The sequence below is a fragment of the Plantactinospora sp. CNZ320 genome (assembly GCF_002846275.1).
Map to the genome: position 1 here is coordinate 4172627 of NZ_PJMP01000001.1, position 16908 is coordinate 4189534.

A 16908-nucleotide genomic window follows, 5' to 3' on the forward strand; every position below is an offset into this window, starting at 1 on the left:
GCCCCGCCGAAAAGGGAAGTCATGACCGCGGCCCTGAACGATCCGCACCCGCCGGCCGGCGGGTGGACCACTGACGACCTCGACGCCATGCCCGACGACGGCCACCGCCGCGAGCTTCTCGACGGAGCGCTGATCATGCCGCCCTCCACCACCGCGGCACACCAGACCATCGCCATGCGGCTTGGCGTTGCACTCGAAGAGGACTGCCCGGACGAGTACGACGTCACCCAGGGCGTCGAGGTGCGGTTCAGCCAGCGGCGCTCCTTCATCCCCGACGTGCTGGTCACCACCGCAGCCGCGGCGGCCCGCCGGACCGCGAGGTACGAGCCACACGAGGTGGTGCTCGCCGTGGAAATCGTCTCCGGGACTTCGCAGTCGATGGACCGGATCCTCAAGCCGGCCCTCTACGCCAAGGCCGGAATCCCCTACTACTGGCGAATCGAGACCGACGGCGGCCTGGTCGTACACACCAACCGGCTCGACCCGGTCGAGGAGGTCTACGTCGAGACGGGCCGGTGGACGAAGTTCGTCGACACCGGTGAGCCCTGGCCGGTCAACCTGCCGATCAGCCGGCTGACCCCCCGCCACCTCTGACCGCCCCGCATTCCCACCCGCCGACGACGGACATCGAGGGTGGGGTGGGTGCCGCGCGCGACCGCACACTGCTCGAAAGAGAGTTGCGGAGCGAACAGGGGGACGGCTGTGGAACTCGACGCGCGAGAGGCACTGATCCTCAGCGGTCACCTGGATGTCGCGGCCAGCGGTCCGCCGCTACCCCACGAAGTTGTCTGGACACGCCTGGTCGAAACGATCCGGCTGCATCGGATGATCGGCGGATTGTGTCAGGCGTGTGGCGAGCGGGCCGGTCCGGAGGGCCGGTGCTTCAAAGCCGCGATAGCGGTGGAATGGTGCCGGCAAAACCCGATGACGCTTCTCGATCGGTCCACCCCCGGGCGGACCTGATCCGGGCGGGTGGGTGGTCGACTCCGGGGTCGTGGAGTCGGACCGTCGCGGCAACGGCGGCCCGACTCCACGACCCCGGACTCCGTGACTCCCGACTCGGCCTCGACTCCACGGCCCGGACTCCAAGCCCCCGGCCGGGCGCCAGGCCATCGCCAGCACCAGGCGTCAGGCGATCGCCAGTTTCACCCCGGCGGTCAGCACCAGTTGGCCGAGCGCCACCGGGACCAGCACCAGCCAGCAGAGCCGCTGCAACTGGTCCTCGCGCAACCTCGGGTACGTCACCCGGAACCAGATGATCACGAACGAGACGACGAAGACCTTGATCAGGGTCCAGAGCCAGCCGAGGTACTCGTCGCCGAACGGCCCCTGCCAGCCACCGAGGAAGAGCACCGTGGTCAGCGCGGCGATCACCACGATGCCGACGTACTCGGCGAGCAGGAAGAAGGCGAACCGCAGGCCGGTGTACTCGGTCATGTACCCGAAGACCAGCTCCGAGTCCGCGATCGGCATGTCGAACGGCGGGCGACGGATCTCGGCGAGCCCGGCGACGAAGAAGACCACCATCGCCGGGGCCTGCCAGAGCAGCCACCACGGCTGCCACGCCTCGACGATGCCGGGCAGGCTCAGCGTGCCGGCCGCCATCGCCACGCTCGCCGCCGCGAGCACCAGCGGCAGCTCGTAGCCGAGCAACTGGGCGGCACCCCGGATCCCGCCGAGCAGGCTGTACTTGTTGGCCGAGGCCCAGGCCGACATGAGTACCGCGACCACGCCGACGCCGACCACCGCGAGTACGAAGAAGAGCCCGATGTCCAGCGGCTGCCCGACCAGGTCGTTCGGGCCGAGCGGGATGACCAGCAGGGCCAGCAGGTACGGCACCAGCGCCACCACCGGGGCGAGCCGGAACACCGCCCGGTCCGCCTCGCGCGGGGTGACGTCCTCCTTCTGCACGAACTTGACGCCGTCGGCGATCAACTGTGCCCAGCCGTGGAACCCGCCCGCGTACATCGGGCCGAGCCGGCCCTGCATGTGCGCCATCACCTTGTGCTCGGCCTGCCCGACGACGAGCGGCAGGATCAGGAACGCCGCGACCACCCCGACGACCCGGATCAGCAACTCCAGCCAGAGCGGCATCAGGCACCTCCCCCGCTGCCCTCGGCCGCCGCGGACCCGTCAGCCGGCGGCCCCGAGGCAGGCGGACCCGAGACGGGGGGCGCAGCAGGCGGACCCGAGGCAGGCGCGGCCGGTGGACCCGAGGCAGGCGCAGCCGGCGGACCCGAGGTGGGTCGGGTACGCCCCGGCGGGCCGCTGGCCGGGGCGGCGGAGACGGGTACGGCGGCGGCCACGCCCCACTCGCCCGGTGCCGGTACGCCCGGTGGCCGCATCGGCTGCCGGCGACCCGTACCCGCCTCGGACTCGCCCGGCTCCTTCGCGCCCGGCCACGCCTTGGCCACCCGGGAGGCGAGCACGAACTCCTTGCGCAGCGGATGCCCCTCGAACTCCGGCGGCAGCAGCAGGGGCGCCAGATCGGGATGGCCGGCGAAGTCGATGCCGAACATCTCGTGCGTCTCCCGCTCGTGCCAGGCCGCCCCGGGGAAGAGTTCCACCACGGACCCGACGGTCGGGGCGTCCCTGGGTACCCGGGTGCGCAGCAGCACCCCGTGCCGGTGCCGGGTCGACCAGAGGTGCGCCACCACGTCGAACCCCTCGGCCAGCTCGTCGACTGCGGAGAGCCAGTCGAAGAAGTCGCAGGCCAGCTCGGCATCGTCCCGGGCCGTCCGGACGGCGTCCCGCCAGCGGCCGGAGGGCACGTCCACGGTCGCCCGGGCGTACGCCTGGCCGCCGGACTGCCCGACGGTCACCGCCGGGTCCGCGAGCAGCGTGCCCAACCGGTCACCGACCTGTTCCGGGGTCATGTCCGCGATCCTAGGGCCATCTCCGGCCGGTCCGTCGGGTCGCGGACCGGATATTCGACGACTCCGGGGTACCGGGCCGGCCGGCGGGGAAGAATGACCAGGTGCGTGCGATCACGGTGACCCCGGGTCAGGCCGACTCGCTGCGGCTGGTCGAGGACTTTCCGGAGCCGAACCCCGAGGAGGGTGCGGTACTCGTGGAGTCGCTCGCGGTCGGCGTATGCGGCACCGACCGCGAGATCATCGACGGCGAGTACGGCGAACCGCCGCCCGGCACGGCCGAGCTGGTGCTGGGACACGAGTCGCTGGGGCGGGTACTTGAGGATCCGAGCGGCTCGCTCGCCCCGGGTGACCTGGTCGCCGGGATCGTCCGGCACCCCGATCCGGTGCCGTGCACCAACTGTGCCGTCGGCGAGTGGGACATGTGCCGCAACGGTCTCTACACCGAGCGCGGCATCAAGTGCCTCCAGGGCTTCGCCCGGGACCGCTGGCGCACCTCGCCGAAGTTCGCCGTACGCCTCGACCCGGAACTGTCCGAGCTGGGCATGCTGCTCGAACCGACGAGTGTGGTGGCGAAGGCGTGGGAGCACATCGAGCGGATCGGCGCCCGGGCCGCCTGGGAACCGAAGCGGGTACTGGTCGCCGGGGCGGGACCGATCGGCCTGCTGGCCGCCCTGCTCGCCGCGCAGCGCGGCTACGAGCTGCACGTGTTGAACCGCTCGGCCAGCGGCGACAAACCGGGACTGGTGGAGGCGCTCGGCGGCGAGTTCCACACCGGCACCATCCCAGAGCTGGGCATCGAGTTCGACGTCGTGCTGGAGTGCACCGGCGCCCCGACCGTGGTGCTGGACTCGATGTGCCAGGCGGCACCGAACGGCATCGTCTGCCTGACCGGCGTCTCCTCCGGCGGCCGCACAATCGACTTCGACGCGGGCGCGCTGAACCGGGAACTGGTGCTGGAGAACAACGTCGTCTTCGGCACGGTCAACGCGAACCGGCGGCACTGGGAACTCGGCGCCGAGGCGCTCGCCGCCGCCGACCGGGACTGGCTGGCCAGGATGATCACCCGACGGGTGCCGGTCGACCGGTACGCCGAGGCGTACGACGCGCAGTCCGACGACATCAAGGTGGTCCTGGAGTTCTCGGACTGACCGTGCCGGGCGTTCAGCGCGGCGGAGAGTCGAGCACGCGCACCGCGTCGGTGATCAGCCGGAGCAGTTCCTCGTCGTCGGTGACCTGGCTGCTGCTCCAGCCGTGGTCGACGGCAGTGTGTCGGCGCGGTCGGGCCTGCTCGGCCCGGAGCAGCGGCAGCACGGCGGCGGCCGGCGGGCCGATCTCCGCCCAGAGCCTCGCCACCGCCGGCCGGGTGTATGCGTTGCGCTCCCAGACCCGGGACAGCACCGGCAGCACGGTCTCGGCATCGCCGGCCACCCGCCACACCGCCCCGGCCGCCCGCAGGTGCAGCCAGGCAGGCGGGTCCGGCCGGCGGAGCAGCTTGCGGAGCCCGGGCAGCCATTCGACGGCGGCCGGACCGATCTCGGCGATCTCCCAGGCCGCGTCGGCGGCGTCGTAACCACCGCCGTCGAGGAACCGGCCGAGCACCGGGAGCAACGGCCCCGGATCCCCGGTGATCTGGTACAGCGCGGCCACGGCGGCGAGCGCCGGTCCGCGCTCCGGGACGTCGAGCAGCGGCCGGAGTACGGGTACGGCCTCCTCGGCGGCTTGGCCGAGTCGACCGAGTTGCCGGATCACCCACCCGTCGGTGGCCAACGGCAGCAGCTCGGGCAGGGCTGGCGCACCCAGCGGGCCGAGCACGCCGACCGCCCGGGACAGCCCGCCGAGCCGCTCCGAAAAGTCGCGGCTCTCCTGGTCGAGCCGCCGCAACTGTCGACGGACCAGCGGCAGCAGGTCGACGACGGCCGGTCCGAGGTTGCTCAGCACCGCACCGACGTCCTTCGGCGGGTCGTCCCGCTCCAGCGCCCAGCGCAGCGGCGGCAGCGCGCGGGCATCGCCGAGCCGGGCGAGCGCCGCCAGGGTGTCGCCGACCGTCGGCCCGTGGCTCGGCCACACCACCACCCAGGCCGGTGGGCCGGCGGCGGTGTTGTGCGGTTCCTCCCGTGCCGCGCCGGCCACGGCCTCGGCCAGCGCGTCGGCCGCCGGCCGGTTCAGCTCACCGAGGTGTCGCAGGCGGCGGGCGGCGGCCCTGGGCAGCTTCGGGTGCGGGTCCGCCAACTGCGCTCCGAGCAGCCCGACGAGTTCCCGGTAGTCGCCCCGCCAGCGGTCGATGAGCTGACCGGTGGCAGGCAGCGCGTCGAGCCTGCGTTCCGGGTCGGACCCGTGCAGCAGCGCGCCGATCAGCCGGATCCGGTCCTCGACCCGATCACCGAGTGCGGCGCTCAGGCCGCCGAGGACCTGTTCGAGCGAGGCGGCCTGCCGGCCGGCGTCGGCCTGTTCGCGCAGTTCGCGTACGGCGCCGAGCAGGGTGTCGGTGGAGAACCCGGCCGGAGCGGGCGGCGGAGCGGATGTCCGGTACGCCCCGTCCAGCAGGGTCAGTGCCCGGGGCACCAGGTCGGCCGGAAGCAGGCTCGGCTCCGCCGCGATGACCGAGGTGAGCGCGGTCAGGCGCAGGGCCGGCGCGACCGAATCGTCGACCACCAGGTCCAACAGCCAGTTGGCGGCGGACCGCAGTGTCGACTCGGCCACCCCGGGCAGGTGACCGGCGGCGGCTCGGCGGAGCAGCGTGCCGACGGTCTCCACCAGTGCGGTACGGGCCTCGGGATCCGGCTCGGCGGGCAGCCGGTGTCGCAGTGTGTCGAGTACCCGGGGTGCCTCGGCCCGGCACACCAACAGCGCCTCCGGCACCGCCCGGCGTACCGCCGGATCGGGGTCGGCCAGCAGGTCGAGGAAGACCGGGAAGCGGGCGGCGACCGCCGCGTTAGCCTGCCGGTAGTTCTCCCCGCCGTCCTCCTCGTCGTCCTCGTCCTCGTCGCCCTCGTCCCCGTCCTCGTCATCGGTGTCGGTGTCGGTGTCGAAGGACTGGACGAGTTCGTCCATGTCGTCGACATCGGCACCGCCGATGCTGGCCAGCAGGGAGACCACCGGGCCCCGGTCCGGGCCGCCGGGACTGGTCACCACCTCGAAGAGGTACGGCACGCAGGCGATCGTGCAGGCGTAGACGTCGCCCTGGTGGTGCACGGCGCCGTACATCCCGTCGAGGGCGATCTCCCGGGTCGCCGGGTCGGCGGAGACCAGTCCCCGGAGCAGTTCCGGCACCTCGGTCGCCGGCCCGTACGCGTGGGACATGCCGGCCCAGTCGATCTCGTCCAGTCCCGCGAACACGCCGCCCCCGTGCCGGTCGCCGCCCGACGACAGTCGCCGGGACGCGGGGCGGAGCCTAGCGACCCCGACCGACGGAATCGAATCCGTCCGGGTGCAACGGCCCGGCTACAACCCCGGCAGTTCACCGTTGCGGAACAGGTCCACGAAGATCTGGTGGTCCTGCCGCGCCCGCGCCCCGTACCCGTGGGCGAAGTCGACAAGGTGCGCGACGAACCCGGCCTCGTCGGCGGCGACCGCGGCCACGATCGCCTCCTCGGTGGAGAAGTCGACCAGGTCGTGGCTGGACTCGTCGTCGGCGACCGAGTGCATCCGGGCCACCGCCCGGCCCAGGTCGCCGAGGACCCCGGCCAGTTCCTCCGGCTCGTTGACGTCGGACCAGTCCAGGTCGGCGGCGTATGGAGAGACCTCGGCGACGAGCTGGCCGTGCCCGTCCAGCTCGGTGAAGCCGAGCCACGGATCGGCGTGCGCCTGCAACGCCCGCTGCGACTCGGCCGTCCGGTGTCCCTGGTGCCGGAAGTAGCTCCGGACCCCGTCGTCGGTGACGTACCGGGCCACCGCCGGCACCTGGGCCCGCTTCATGTAGATCACGACGTCGTTCTCCAGCGCCTGGGTGTGCCCCTCCAGCAGCAGGTTGTACGACGGCAGTCCGGCCGACCCGATTCCGACACCCTTGCGGAGCACCACGTCCTTGATCTGCGCGGCGACCGGGCGGTGCTCGGCGGTGGCCGGCGGCAGCGTACCCAGGTACTGCTCGAAGGCCGCCACCACGGCGGCCCGGATCTCCCGGTCGACCTCGTAGACGCCCTCGCCGAGGGAGAACCGCCGCTCGTACTGGTCGACGGTGGTCTGCTGGGCCAACAGGTCGACCCGGGTACGCAGCCGGGCCTGCTGGAGCACCCGGCGGAGTACCCCGTCGGCGTTGTCCAGCCGGATCGAGCCGATCGCGTCGTCGCCGCCACTGGCGATCGCCCGCAGTTCGGTCAGGTAGGCGGTGGCGAACCGGGTGACCAGTTCGCCGATCGCCGAGTCGGAGAGCGCCTTGGCGTAGCCGAGCAGCGCCACGCTGGCCGAGAAGCGTTTCAGGTCCCAGGAGAACGGCCCGACGTACGCCTCGTCGAAGTCGTTGACGTTGAAGACGAGCTGCCCTGAGCCGTTCATGTAGGTGCCGAAGTTCTCGGCGTGCAGGTCGCCGTGGATCCAGACCCGGCTGGTGCGATCGTCGAGGAACCGCTCGTCGGCGAAGTCCCCGACGAGGTCGGCGTAGAAGACCGAGGCGCTGCCCCGGTAGAACGCGAACGGTGAGGCGGCCATCTTCCGGAACTTGCGCCGGAACGCGGCCGGGTCGACGGCCATGGACTCGCCGAACTCGGCGATCAGGACGTCGACCAGCCACTCTGCCCGCCGGCTCTCGTTGCTAACCATGATCGCAGGCTAGTCCGGCCGCGCCACGCCACTGCCCCCTACCTTGTGCGTCGGCCGGGCGCCGGCCTCGCCAGGCCGTTGCTCCGGACCGTGCCTCATCCGTCGGGCCGGGCGCCGGCCGCGCACGGTGCCCGGTCCGGGGTCCCGGCGGGGCCGAGATCGCTGAGCGGAGGGCGCGTGCGGGCGGACGATCGGCGGGACAGCAGGCATCCGACCAGCGCGGCGGCGAGGCCGGCCAGCCCGGCCGCGACGAAGCCGCCCGCTGGCACCGAGACGTCGATCGCCACCCCGACGATCGAGGATCCGAGCGCCAACCCCACGTTCTGTGCGGAGGACTGCAGACCTGTCGCCTCACCCCGCACGCTGGCTGGCGCGAGCCGGCTCACCGCGTCGGCCACGGTGGAGAGGGTCGGCGCGGTGAGCAGCCCGGCGCCGACGACGGCCACGCACAACCACTGCCAGTCGTGGGCGAGCCCGGCGGGAAGCGTCACGAGCCCGAGCAGTCCGAGCAGCAGCCACGTCGGCAGCGACCGGGGCAGCGCGCCGTAGATCAGCCCGCCGGCGACGGAGGTCAGGCCGAACGCGGCTACCACGACGGCGGCCCAGGAGACCTGACCTGCTTCTTCGAGCGTGGCGACGATGGCGAGGTCGACGCCACCGAGCAGCATCGTGGTGCCGAACGCCATCGTCAGTGCGGCGACCATCCCGGCGCCCAGCCACTCCCGACGCGGGGGCCGTCGGGCCGGGCCGGCGGTCGCCTCGTCCTGTGCACGCAGCGGCGGGTTGAGCAGGGCGATGCCGGCTCCGCCGGCCACGATGGCGGCGCCGACCCCCCACGCCATCATGCTGGGGGAGATCTTCGCCGCACACAGGATCACCACCGCCGGGCCCACGAGGTACGACAGTTCGCCCTGCACCGATTCCAGCGCGAAGGCAGCCCGGCGCTGTTCCGCCGTCGTCATCGCGGTGATCGCCTGTCTGGTCACCGACTGGGCCGGCACCATCAGCAGACCCGCCACGGCGGAGGCGACCAGCAGGATCGGGTACGGCAGGAGCGGCACGCTCAGCCAGAACACGACCTGCAGTACGACAGTTGCCAGCAGTACGGTACGCAGGCCCCGCCGGTCGATCATGCGGCCGAGCAGTGGCCCACCCAGCGCCACCCCGGCGGTCAGTGCCGCCGCGACACCGCCCGCTGCCGCGAAACTTCTGTCGAGGCCCAGCACGACATACAACGTCAGCGCCATCACGTCGGCGGTGATCGCGACCCGGGCGAGCAGCGAGACGACAAGGAGCGGTGCCATCCCTGGCACGGCGAGCACCTGTCGGTAGCTGGTCACCAGCGTGACGCTAGATCCTCCGACAGGTCATAAGAAGTGGTTGATTCGTTGGACCTGGCATAATGGAGTCTTATGGCCAGGGATCTTGAGACGGCATTGCTGCGATCGTTCGTCACCGCCGTACGGGAGGGCAGCATCAGCCGGGCCGCGACCGCACTCGGACATACCCAGCCCGCGCTCAGCCAGCAGTTGCGCAGGCTCGAAAGCGTCGTGGGCCGTCCGCTGCTGCACCGGTCGCCGTCCGGCGTCTCACCGACCCGGACGGGTGAGGAGCTGCTGCCATACGCCGAACGCATCCTCTCGCTCTCCGCCCAGGCACTCACCACCACCGGACGCGCGCTCACCGGCCACTGCGGCGTCGGGATGCTCGAAGACCTCGCCGCGTCCCATCTTCCGCAAGCCCTCGCCGATCTCGCCCGGCTGCACCCCGGCGCGACACTTGAGGTGCTCAGCGTTTCCAACGCCGAGATGCGCCAGGCCTACGACGCGGGCCGCGTCCAACTCGTGCTCGACGCGGTGGCGGACGTTCCCGGGCCGCCGCGCTGGACGGTACGCCGCCCGCTGGTCTGGGCGATCGGCCAGGGTGTGGAGGTGGCTGCCGATCCGCTGCCGGTGGTGTTGTTCTCGAACCCGTGCTTCTGGCGTACGTCGGTGCTGGAAACGCTGAAACGTGCCGATCGGCGCTGGCGGGTGGCGTTCGAGAGCAACAGCCTGGTCGGCGTGCTCGCCGCGGTACGGGCCGGGCTCGGCGTCGCGGCGCTCATGCCCGCGAACCTCGAACCGGCGATGGCCTGCCACGACGCGGACGCCCTGCCCACCCTGCCGGACGTCGAACTCGGGCTCGCCCGGCATCCACGCACCGAAGGTGACCAGCTGGTCGACGCCGTGGAGACCGCGCTGCGCCGGATGATCTGAACTTCGCGGCAGGCCAGGCACTGGTCGCCGCTGGTCATGGTTTCGCGCCGGGTGGCGGCACCGACGGCGCGGTGAGCGACTCGGCACTGCGCCCGGCCGGCGGGCCGGCCCGGTCGACAGGTGAGGCGAGTTCGTCGGGGCGGGCCACCCCGCCGATGCCGGACCGCTCGGCAGCGATCTTGTCCTGCAACCGCAGGATCCCGTGTAGCAGCGCCTCCGGGCGCGGCGGGCAGCCCGGCACGTAGACGTCGACCGGGATGATCTGGTCCACACCCTTGGTCACCGAGTAGGAGTCCCAGTACGGGCCGCCGCAGTTGGAGCAGGCACCGAACGAGATGACGTACTTCGGCTCGGGCATCTGGTCGTAGAGCCGCTTGATCGCCGGGGCCATCTTGTCGGTGACCGTCCCGGAGACCACCATCAGGTCGGCCTGGCGGGGGCCGTGCGCGAACGGGATCACGCCGAGCCGGATGAAGTCGTGCCGGCCCATGCTTGTCGCGATGAACTCGATGGCGCAGCAGGCCAGCCCGAAGTTGAAGACCCAGAGCGAGTAGCGCCGCCCCCAGTTGAGCACGAACCGGATCGGCTCACCGAGCACCGCGGGTAGCTGCACGGCCGGCCCTCCTCTCCCGTCGCCCACCCGACAGTGAACCACAGGACGGGCGCATCGCCGGACTGTCCAACCGCCCGGACCGGCTATCCGGCCTTCGGCAGCATCCTCAGCATCTGGTCGATCTGGGCGGTCCGGGACAGGTCGATCCGCCGGGCCAGCTCGCGCACCTCGGGGTGCAGGCCGGACCTCGTCTCCATCCGGGCCAGCTCGACCGCGTCGTGCTGGTGCCCGATCAGCAGGTTGAGGAAGTCCGTCTCGAACCTCGCCCCGCTCGCCCCGGAGAGCGCCGCGAGCTGCGCCGGCCCGAGTGCCGGCAGTCCGCCGTGCTCGGCGTGCACGTTCGCGTCCGGGTCCGCCGAGGTGCTCCGGCCCCAGCCGGCGAGCCAGTCCCGCATGGTTTGCTGCTCGGCCTCCTGGGTGACCTCGATCGCGGCGGCCAGGATCTTCAACTCCTCCCGCTCCGCCCGCTCGGGTGCCAGCCGGACCAGCGCCAGCCCCTGCCCGTGCGAGGTCACCATCATCTGCAGGAACATCACGTCGGTGTCGTTGAAGGCACCGCTGGGCGCGACCGTCGCCGAGCCGCTCGGCGCGGGTGCCGGCCCGGCGACCGGGACACCGGTCGGTCCGGGCGCGCAGCCACCGAGCAGCACCAGCGCCGCGACGGTCAGGGTACGGCGGAAGCAGTTCATCCCCTCGTCTCCAGCTACGGCCGGTCGGGTACGGAAGGTGCGGCGAGCGGTCCCGTGGCGGATACGGACCCGCAGGGGGTACGGGTCCGTATCCGCGACGGGTGCGTCCCGCCGGATCGGCGTCAGACGCGCTGCCAGAGCGCCGGTACGTTCGGCGGTTCCCAGCCGGCGATCGCGGTGTGCGCCTGCCGGCAGCGGTACGTGGCGCCGCCGTAGGTCACCTGGCTGCCGACCTGGTACGCCGTGCCGGCCTGCCAGGTCCCACCGGCCGGGGGTGCGGTGGTCGGCGGCGGGGTCGGCGGGTTGGTGGTACGCGTGGGCGTGGGGGTGGGATTCGGGTTGGGGCTGCCTCCGCCACCGATCTGGAGGTCGACGCAGGCGTAGAAGGCGTTCGCGGTGTCCGCGATGTTCCAGATCGCCAGCAGCTTCTGCCGACCGGTCCGGCCGCCCATGTTGACGCTGTGCGAGACGGTGGCGCCGGGCTGGCGTCCGCCGTCGTCGAAGACGGCGATCCGGGAGTTGCCGATGTAGTACTCCCAGGTGCTGGTGGCGTGCCGCGCGGTAAGTACCCAGTTGAAGGTGACCTGCTGCCCGACCGAGGTCGCCGGCCAGTTGCGGCTGTCGTCGCTGAGCACCGAGAAGTGCCCGATGTTGGCGTGGCAGTTGCGCAGCCCCTTGGGGCCCTCGACGCTCTGCGGCTCGTACTGGATCTGGCCGCAGTCCGGTACGGCCCGCTGGGCGCAGAGGGCCTGACGGCTCGGCGGCGACGAGATGTACCCGTGCGCCTGGGCGGCCTGCGGGGCCACGAGGAGGGCGGTTACGACGGTTGCCGCCGTCGTCACCGCCAGGACCACGGTTCTTCGCATCGTGGGCTCCTTACTTCATCGGGAAGGTCTCCTCAACATAAAAGAAAGATTGTTAACAGTAAATACCCGATCGCAACATTCGTCGATGGCCGCAGCCCCCGCCCAGCCCTCGCCGGGTCCACCCCCGGCTCGCGCCTCGCCCGGGCCGGCGGCTGAGTGGCACACCGACGCGCCGGAGGTGCCGCTCGATCACCAGCCGGGTCGCTGTAGCAGGCCGAGGAACTCTGCCAGCAACGCCTCCCGGACCGGGATCGGAGCGGCGTCGAGCAGGGCGTTGACCGGCGCCATCCGCTCCGGCGGCCGACCGGCGGCAGCCGCGTCCAGGCCCAGCCCGGCGGCCACCCCGGCGACCAGTTCCGGGGTGAGCTGCGCCGGAGTCAGCGAGCCGAGCGTTCCGAGCAACTCGGCGGGAAGCTCGACCGGACCGGACCGCCTGGCGTCCGCCACCGCCGCCCGCAGGTCCGCGCCGAACTCCGCCACCCGGGGCGCCACCGAGGCGGTCACCGACAGGTGGATGTTGGCCGGCAGTCCGGCGTACGACAACTGGGGCTGGGTGTGCCAGCCACGCCGGGTCAGCTCGTCGGCGAGGACGAAGAGGTCCAGCCCCGGGTCGGTACTGGTGAAGCAGACCACTGTCGACTCCGGATCGGCGACCAGCCGCAGTCCGTCCACTTCGGATACCGCCTCGGCCAGTCCGCGTACCGCCGTCAGGGTCTGCTCGGCCAGGGCCAGGTAGCCGGCGTCGCCGAGGTGCCGCAGGGTGGCGTACGCGGCGGCGATCGGCCCACCGGAGCGGGTGGACGAGATCACCGGGTTGACCATCGTGTAGCCGGGCCAGCCGGCGAAGGCGAAGTACTGCGAGCGGCGCAGCCCCGGATCGCGGTGCAGCAGTACGGAGACGCCCTTCGGGGCGTACGCGTACTTGTGCAGGTCCACCGAGATCGAGGTGACCCCGGGCAGGCCGAGGTCGAACGCCGGCACCGGTACGCCCAGCCGGCGCAGGTACGGCAGCGTCCAGCCGCCGAAGCAGGCGTCCACGTGGCAGCGCACCCCGGCGGCGGCGGCGATCTCGGCGATCTCGGCGACCGGATCCACCACCCCGTACGGGTACGACGGCGCCGAGCAGGCGACGAGTACCGTCTCCGGGCCGATCGCGGCGGCGATGTCGCCCGGCGCGGGGCGGAGCGTCTCCGGTGAGATCGGCACCTGGTCGAGGGCCACCCCGAGGTAGTGCGCCGCCTTGGCGAACGCGGCATGCCCGCTGGTCGGCACCACCAGCCGGGGTCGGGTCACCTCAGGACGGGCGTCCCGGGCCGCCTTGACGGCCAGGATCAGCGACTCGGTGCCGCCGCCGGTGACACTGCCGACGACCTCCGGTGCCGCCGTACCCGGCCCGCCGCCGAGCAGTTGGGCGGCCGCGCTGACGAGGGCGTTCTCCAACGCCAGCAGGGACGGAAAGGCGGTCGGGTCCAGCCCGTTGACGTGCGCCGCCAGCGCGTACGCCGAGTTCGCCAACTCGTCCAGCCCGGGTACCGCCGGGTCGTAGACGTAGGCGAAGAGCCGGCCGCCGTGCGTCGGCAGGTCCACGGCGCGCAGGTCACGGAGTTCGGCCAGCACCTTGTCCGCGGGTACGCCCACCGGCGGCATCGCGTCGATCATGGCGGCCACCGTAACAGTTGTAACGCTCCTGGTGAGCGCGTCGAACGCCCGGACCACGGCACAGATTCCTGCCGTGGTCCGGTGCCGGTCAGCGCTCCCGGACGTAGACGCCGACGCCGGGCAGCGTCTCGGTGATGCCCTTGGCGCGGAGGTTCTGCATTGCCCGGTCGATGACCGGCTCCGTGACGCCGTAGTGCTCGATCAACTCTCGTCGGCTGGGCAGCCGGGAGCCGGGCGGGAACTCTCCCGCCTCGATCCGTTTCTCCAGGTCGTCGGCTATCTCTTCATAGCGGTAACGCGGCGGCACGGTGATCCCTCCGGTCGGCACCTACAGGGAACCACCAGAGGGAAGGGTCACCTAGTCCTTCCTCACGTACACACCGCGCCCGGGAACGGTCTCCGTCAGGCCGCGCAGCTTGAGCGTCAGGAAGACGCGATCCGCCACGAAGTCCGAGACCTCATACTGCGCGCACAGCTCAGCACGGGTCGGGAGCTTGGCTCCGGGCGGGAACTCCCCGGACGCGATCCGCTCCGCCATTTCATCGGCGATGCGCTCATAGATAGACGAATAGGGAGCCACTACTGAAATCCCCTCCGGTCGGCAAATCCAGTAGACCACTCCCCGTGGAACCTTGCCTACCCATGGCAGCCATGGCACCCTTCCTGTTAAGGCCCCTCCGGTCGGCAAACCAGGTGGGGCGGAAGGCGGTCCGGCTACGTGACGTAGGGCTCCGTGGCCGGACCTGCCGTCCGGCGACGAAGGAGGACGCTGGTGTTCAGCGACGACCTGCCGCAGCAGCCCGTACCACTCACCGACCCTGGACCGGTGCCCGTGCCGGAGTCCGTCGAACGGGCCGAGATGCGCAGTGTGCTCCTGCGCCACGTCAGCAACGGCGGCAACTGCCGATCGTGCGGCAGGCCACCGGATCACACCGGCATGTGCTGGGCCGCCCGGGTGGCGTACGAACGACTCACCAGTGGCTGGGGAACTACCGCTCCGACCCGGCGGCCGGGGCCGCCGCCAGCCGTTCCGGGGTGAGGTCGTAGCCGCGCATGGTCAGCAGGGCGAGCCCGACCAACAGCGCCGGCAACACGGTGAAGCCGACCAGCACCCCGGCCCGAGCCGTGTCGGACTGGGCCGCCGCCTGACCGGTCGACGAGGAGACGTAACCGGACAGGTGCAGCACCAGGCCGTAGATGCCCGGCCCGAGGGCCAACCCGAAGGTCTCGCCGGCCGTCCACAGCCCGGTGAAGACCCCGGCCTGACGACGGCCGGTGCGCGCGGTGTCGTACGCGATGCAGTCGGGCAGCATCGCCATCCCGAAGACCTGCTGGCCGGCGTACCCGCAGCCGATCGCCGCGACGATCAGATAGACCGCCGGTGCCGGCAGCACCGGCGCGGCGGCCAGGGCCAGCGCGCCGACCGCGAAGAGCAGCGACGCCACCGCGAACGCCCGGGGTTTGCCCAGCCGGGCGCCGGCCCGGCTCCACAGCGGCATCACCAGCAGCGCCGGGCCGACGAAGCAGGCGAAGAGCAGCGTCGCCCCGGTCCCCGGGTCCCGCAGCACGTGCTCGGCGAAGTAGTTGACCCCGGCCAGCACTGTCGCGATGCCGGCCGCCTGGACCACGAAACAGATCAGCAGCAGCCGGAACGGCCGGTTGGCGGCGGCGACCGCGAGCTGGGCCCGCAGGCTCGGTTCGCTCGCCACCACCGTCCCGGTCGGGGCGGACCGGGTGCCGAGGAAGGCGCCGACCGCGCCGACCGCGATCAGCACCGCCACGAAGAGCCCCAGCCAGCGGTGCCCGGGAATGCCGTCGCCGCCCGCGCCCACCACCACCGGGGCGAGCGCGCCGGAGACCAGGATGGCCAGCGCCAACACCGCGACCCGCCAGGTCATCAGCCGGGTCCGCTCGGCGTAGTCGTCGGTCAGCTCCGCCGGCATGGCGACGTACGGGACCTGGAAGAAGGCGAACGCGGTCGCGGTGAGCAGGAACGCCAGCGCGACGTACCCGGCGGCGGCCGGACCGGGCGGGAACGGTGCCGCGAAGATGGCGGCGAAGAGGACGGCCAGGCCGAGCCCGCCACCGAGCAGGTACGGCCGGCGGGCACCCCAGCGGGACCGGGTCCGGTCGGAGACCCGCCCGGCGACCGGGTTCACCAGCACGTCCCAGGCCTTCGGCAGCAGCACCAGCAGGGCGGCCACCCCGGCGGCCACCCCCAGGGTGTCGGTCAGGTACGGCAGCAGTACCAGGCCGGGCACCGTACCGAAGGCGCCGGTGGCCAGCGATCCGAGGGCGTACCCGGCATGCACCCGGCGCGGCAGGGCGGTCGGGGACGGCGACGGGGGCGAGGACGGGGACTCGGGAAGGTCGGCGCGGGTGCCGGGCACGGCGTCCATGCGCCGGGATGCTATCGGCATCGATCTTGTCTGCGGGCTCCCGCTTTCGGTGGCAGGGCTCCCGCTTTCGTACGGCGACGGTGGCCGATCGGTGTAGCGCCGACCAGCCACCACCCGCCGCACAGTCAGGTCGGTGCTGCCCCGCCGGTCACGGCTGCCACACCATCGTCTGCTGGTGGAGTTGCCTGCCGCCCTGCCTGGCACCGGGGACCAGTGGAGTCGGACCATGCCTGGCGAAGCCGACACGTTCGAAGAACCGCACCGCACGGGTGTTCTCGGCCAGGGTCTGCAGATGGCACCCGGGCGAGCCGGTCCGGATGAGCTGGTCGAACCATCGCCTCATCAGGCCGTCGGCGGCGCCGGTCCCCCGGGCCAGGGGCGTCACGTTGATGTGCAGGTGGGCCGGCCAACGGGCGTCGTCGAGGCCCCTTGCGGTGGGCTTTCGCCGGACCGTGGCCGTCGCCATGTCGACCATGCCACGAGCGAGGAAGGCTGCGGGCCTGGGGCGGAATACCAGCCGATACCTCGCGATCGCCCTCTCCATGCGCTCCCTCTCGCTGGGGAACGTGGAACTGTCCAGGCAGCCCGCCAGATAACCGACGACATGGCCACCCGTCACGGCGACGAACAACGAGTCCGGTTCCCGGCTCATGTACGGCTCCAGGTACATGGCCGCCTCCGACTCCTCGTGCCCCCACATCAGGGAGGACGGAGAGCCCTCGCCCGCCCGGCCGAACAGCTCACGCAGCGCGGCGCGGTCAGTCTCCGCGAAGCTACGGATCTCGATCATCCC

The 16908-nt window shown here is 72.0% G+C and carries 16 protein-coding genes and 1 pseudogene; 4 read left to right on the forward strand and 13 right to left on the reverse strand.

The features are described from left to right. Positions 1-21 precede the first annotated feature (21 nt). Both CLT71_RS18465 and CLT71_RS36540 read left to right on the forward strand, forming a co-directional pair. Entirely contained in the window at positions 22-594 is a 573-nt protein-coding gene (locus tag CLT71_RS18465; protein ID WP_101368207.1) for a Uma2 family endonuclease, read from the forward strand. 108 nt (positions 595-702) lie between these two features. Continuing rightward, positions 703-963 (forward strand): hypothetical protein, encoded by a 261-nt coding sequence (locus CLT71_RS36540; protein ID WP_143743506.1) that lies wholly within the window; start codon positions 703-705, stop codon positions 961-963. A 165-nt stretch (positions 964-1128) separates the two neighbouring features. Here the strand turns inward: CLT71_RS36540 and nuoH are convergent, their stop codons facing one another. Together nuoH and CLT71_RS18475 are read right to left on the reverse strand one after the other, a co-directional pair. After that, on the reverse strand, positions 1129-2094 hold the full coding sequence (nuoH, locus tag CLT71_RS18470) for an NADH-quinone oxidoreductase subunit NuoH (RefSeq protein ID WP_101368208.1): 966 nt from the start codon (positions 2092-2094) through the stop codon (positions 1129-1131). Positions 2095-2270: 176 nt separating this feature from the next. After that, positions 2271-2876 (reverse strand): annotated as a pseudogene (locus CLT71_RS18475) (NADH-quinone oxidoreductase subunit C); the annotation flags it as partial. 101 nt (positions 2877-2977) lie between these two features. On the opposite strand from CLT71_RS18475, the gene CLT71_RS18480 reads away from it, so the two are divergent. Next, the gene (locus CLT71_RS18480; RefSeq protein ID WP_101368210.1) at positions 2978-4024 is read left to right on the forward strand and encodes a glucose 1-dehydrogenase; all 1047 of its coding nucleotides are present in this window, start codon (positions 2978-2980) and stop codon (positions 4022-4024) included. 13 nt (positions 4025-4037) lie between these two features. On the opposite strand, the gene CLT71_RS18485 is transcribed toward CLT71_RS18480, so the two are convergent. The 3 genes from CLT71_RS18485 to CLT71_RS18495 all read right to left on the reverse strand — a co-directional run bounded on the left by CLT71_RS18485 (position 4038) and on the right by CLT71_RS18495 (position 8974). After that, complete coding sequence (locus CLT71_RS18485; protein ID WP_101368211.1) at positions 4038-6212, reverse strand: PBS lyase; 2175 nt, start codon at positions 6210-6212, stop codon at positions 4038-4040. A 105-nt stretch (positions 6213-6317) separates the two neighbouring features. Beyond that, a complete protein-coding gene (locus tag CLT71_RS18490) occupies positions 6318-7634 on the reverse strand; it encodes a DUF2252 domain-containing protein (RefSeq protein WP_101368212.1) in 1317 nt (438 codons plus the stop codon). A 95-nt stretch (positions 7635-7729) separates the two neighbouring features. Further along, the gene (locus tag CLT71_RS18495) at positions 7730-8974 is read right to left on the reverse strand and encodes an MFS transporter (protein WP_199187633.1); all 1245 of its coding nucleotides are present in this window, start codon (positions 8972-8974) and stop codon (positions 7730-7732) included. Positions 8975-9046: 72 nt separating this feature from the next. Here CLT71_RS18495 and CLT71_RS18500 point away from each other — a divergent pair, with 72 nt between their 5' ends. Beyond that, positions 9047-9889 carry a LysR family transcriptional regulator gene (locus CLT71_RS18500; RefSeq protein ID WP_101368213.1) on the forward strand — a complete coding sequence of 281 codons (843 nt, stop codon included), beginning with the start codon at positions 9047-9049 and terminating at the stop codon, positions 9887-9889. A 34-nt stretch (positions 9890-9923) separates the two neighbouring features. Here the strand turns inward: CLT71_RS18500 and CLT71_RS18505 are convergent, their stop codons facing one another. From CLT71_RS18505 to CLT71_RS18545, 8 genes are all read right to left on the reverse strand, one after another. Beyond that, positions 9924-10502, reverse strand: a complete 579-nt coding sequence (locus CLT71_RS18505; RefSeq protein WP_101368214.1) for a NuoB/complex I 20 kDa subunit family protein — start codon at positions 10500-10502, stop codon at positions 9924-9926. Between the two features lie 83 nt (positions 10503-10585). Next, positions 10586-11191, reverse strand: a complete 606-nt coding sequence (locus tag CLT71_RS18510; protein ID WP_101368215.1) for a DUF305 domain-containing protein — start codon at positions 11189-11191, stop codon at positions 10586-10588. Between the two features lie 122 nt (positions 11192-11313). Next, on the reverse strand, positions 11314-12057 hold the full coding sequence (locus CLT71_RS18515) for a lytic polysaccharide monooxygenase (protein ID WP_101368216.1): 744 nt from the start codon (positions 12055-12057) through the stop codon (positions 11314-11316). Between the two features lie 189 nt (positions 12058-12246). Next, entirely contained in the window at positions 12247-13716 is a 1470-nt protein-coding gene (locus CLT71_RS18520) for a pyridoxal phosphate-dependent decarboxylase family protein (RefSeq protein WP_101371565.1), read from the reverse strand. Between the two features lie 88 nt (positions 13717-13804). Beyond that, complete coding sequence (locus CLT71_RS18525) at positions 13805-14044, reverse strand: winged helix-turn-helix domain-containing protein (protein WP_107263025.1); 240 nt, start codon at positions 14042-14044, stop codon at positions 13805-13807. Between the two features lie 30 nt (positions 14045-14074). Beyond that, positions 14075-14296: a winged helix-turn-helix domain-containing protein gene (locus CLT71_RS18530; RefSeq protein WP_486483329.1), complete on the reverse strand. Its 222-nt coding sequence runs from the start codon at positions 14294-14296 to the stop codon at positions 14075-14077. Between the two features lie 409 nt (positions 14297-14705). Further along, positions 14706-16115: an MFS transporter gene (locus tag CLT71_RS18540; RefSeq protein ID WP_101368219.1), complete on the reverse strand. Its 1410-nt coding sequence runs from the start codon at positions 16113-16115 to the stop codon at positions 14706-14708. Between the two features lie 148 nt (positions 16116-16263). Continuing rightward, entirely contained in the window at positions 16264-16905 is a 642-nt protein-coding gene (locus CLT71_RS18545) for a GNAT family N-acetyltransferase (protein WP_199187634.1), read from the reverse strand. Positions 16906-16908: the final 3 nt, after the last annotated feature.

Coding starts and splice junctions, on each gene's coding strand:
- CLT71_RS18545 (WP_199187634.1), bottom strand. CDS start 16,905: ATGATCGAGATCCGTAGCTTCGCGGAGACTGACCGCGCCGCGCTGCGT.
- CLT71_RS18520 (WP_101371565.1), bottom strand. CDS start 13,716: ATGATCGACGCGATGCCGCCGGTGGGCGTACCCGCGGACAAGGTGCTG.
- CLT71_RS18510 (WP_101368215.1), bottom strand. CDS start 11,191: ATGAACTGCTTCCGCCGTACCCTGACCGTCGCGGCGCTGGTGCTGCTC.
- CLT71_RS18500 (WP_101368213.1), top strand. CDS start 9,047: ATGGCCAGGGATCTTGAGACGGCATTGCTGCGATCGTTCGTCACCGCC.
- CLT71_RS18540 (WP_101368219.1), bottom strand. CDS start 16,115: ATGGACGCCGTGCCCGGCACCCGCGCCGACCTTCCCGAGTCCCCGTCC.
- nuoH (WP_101368208.1), bottom strand. CDS start 2,094: ATGCCGCTCTGGCTGGAGTTGCTGATCCGGGTCGTCGGGGTGGTCGCG.
- CLT71_RS18465 (WP_101368207.1), top strand. CDS start 22: ATGACCGCGGCCCTGAACGATCCGCACCCGCCGGCCGGCGGGTGGACC.
- CLT71_RS18515 (WP_101368216.1), bottom strand. CDS start 12,057: ATGCGAAGAACCGTGGTCCTGGCGGTGACGACGGCGGCAACCGTCGTA.
- CLT71_RS18490 (WP_101368212.1), bottom strand. CDS start 7,634: ATGGTTAGCAACGAGAGCCGGCGGGCAGAGTGGCTGGTCGACGTCCTG.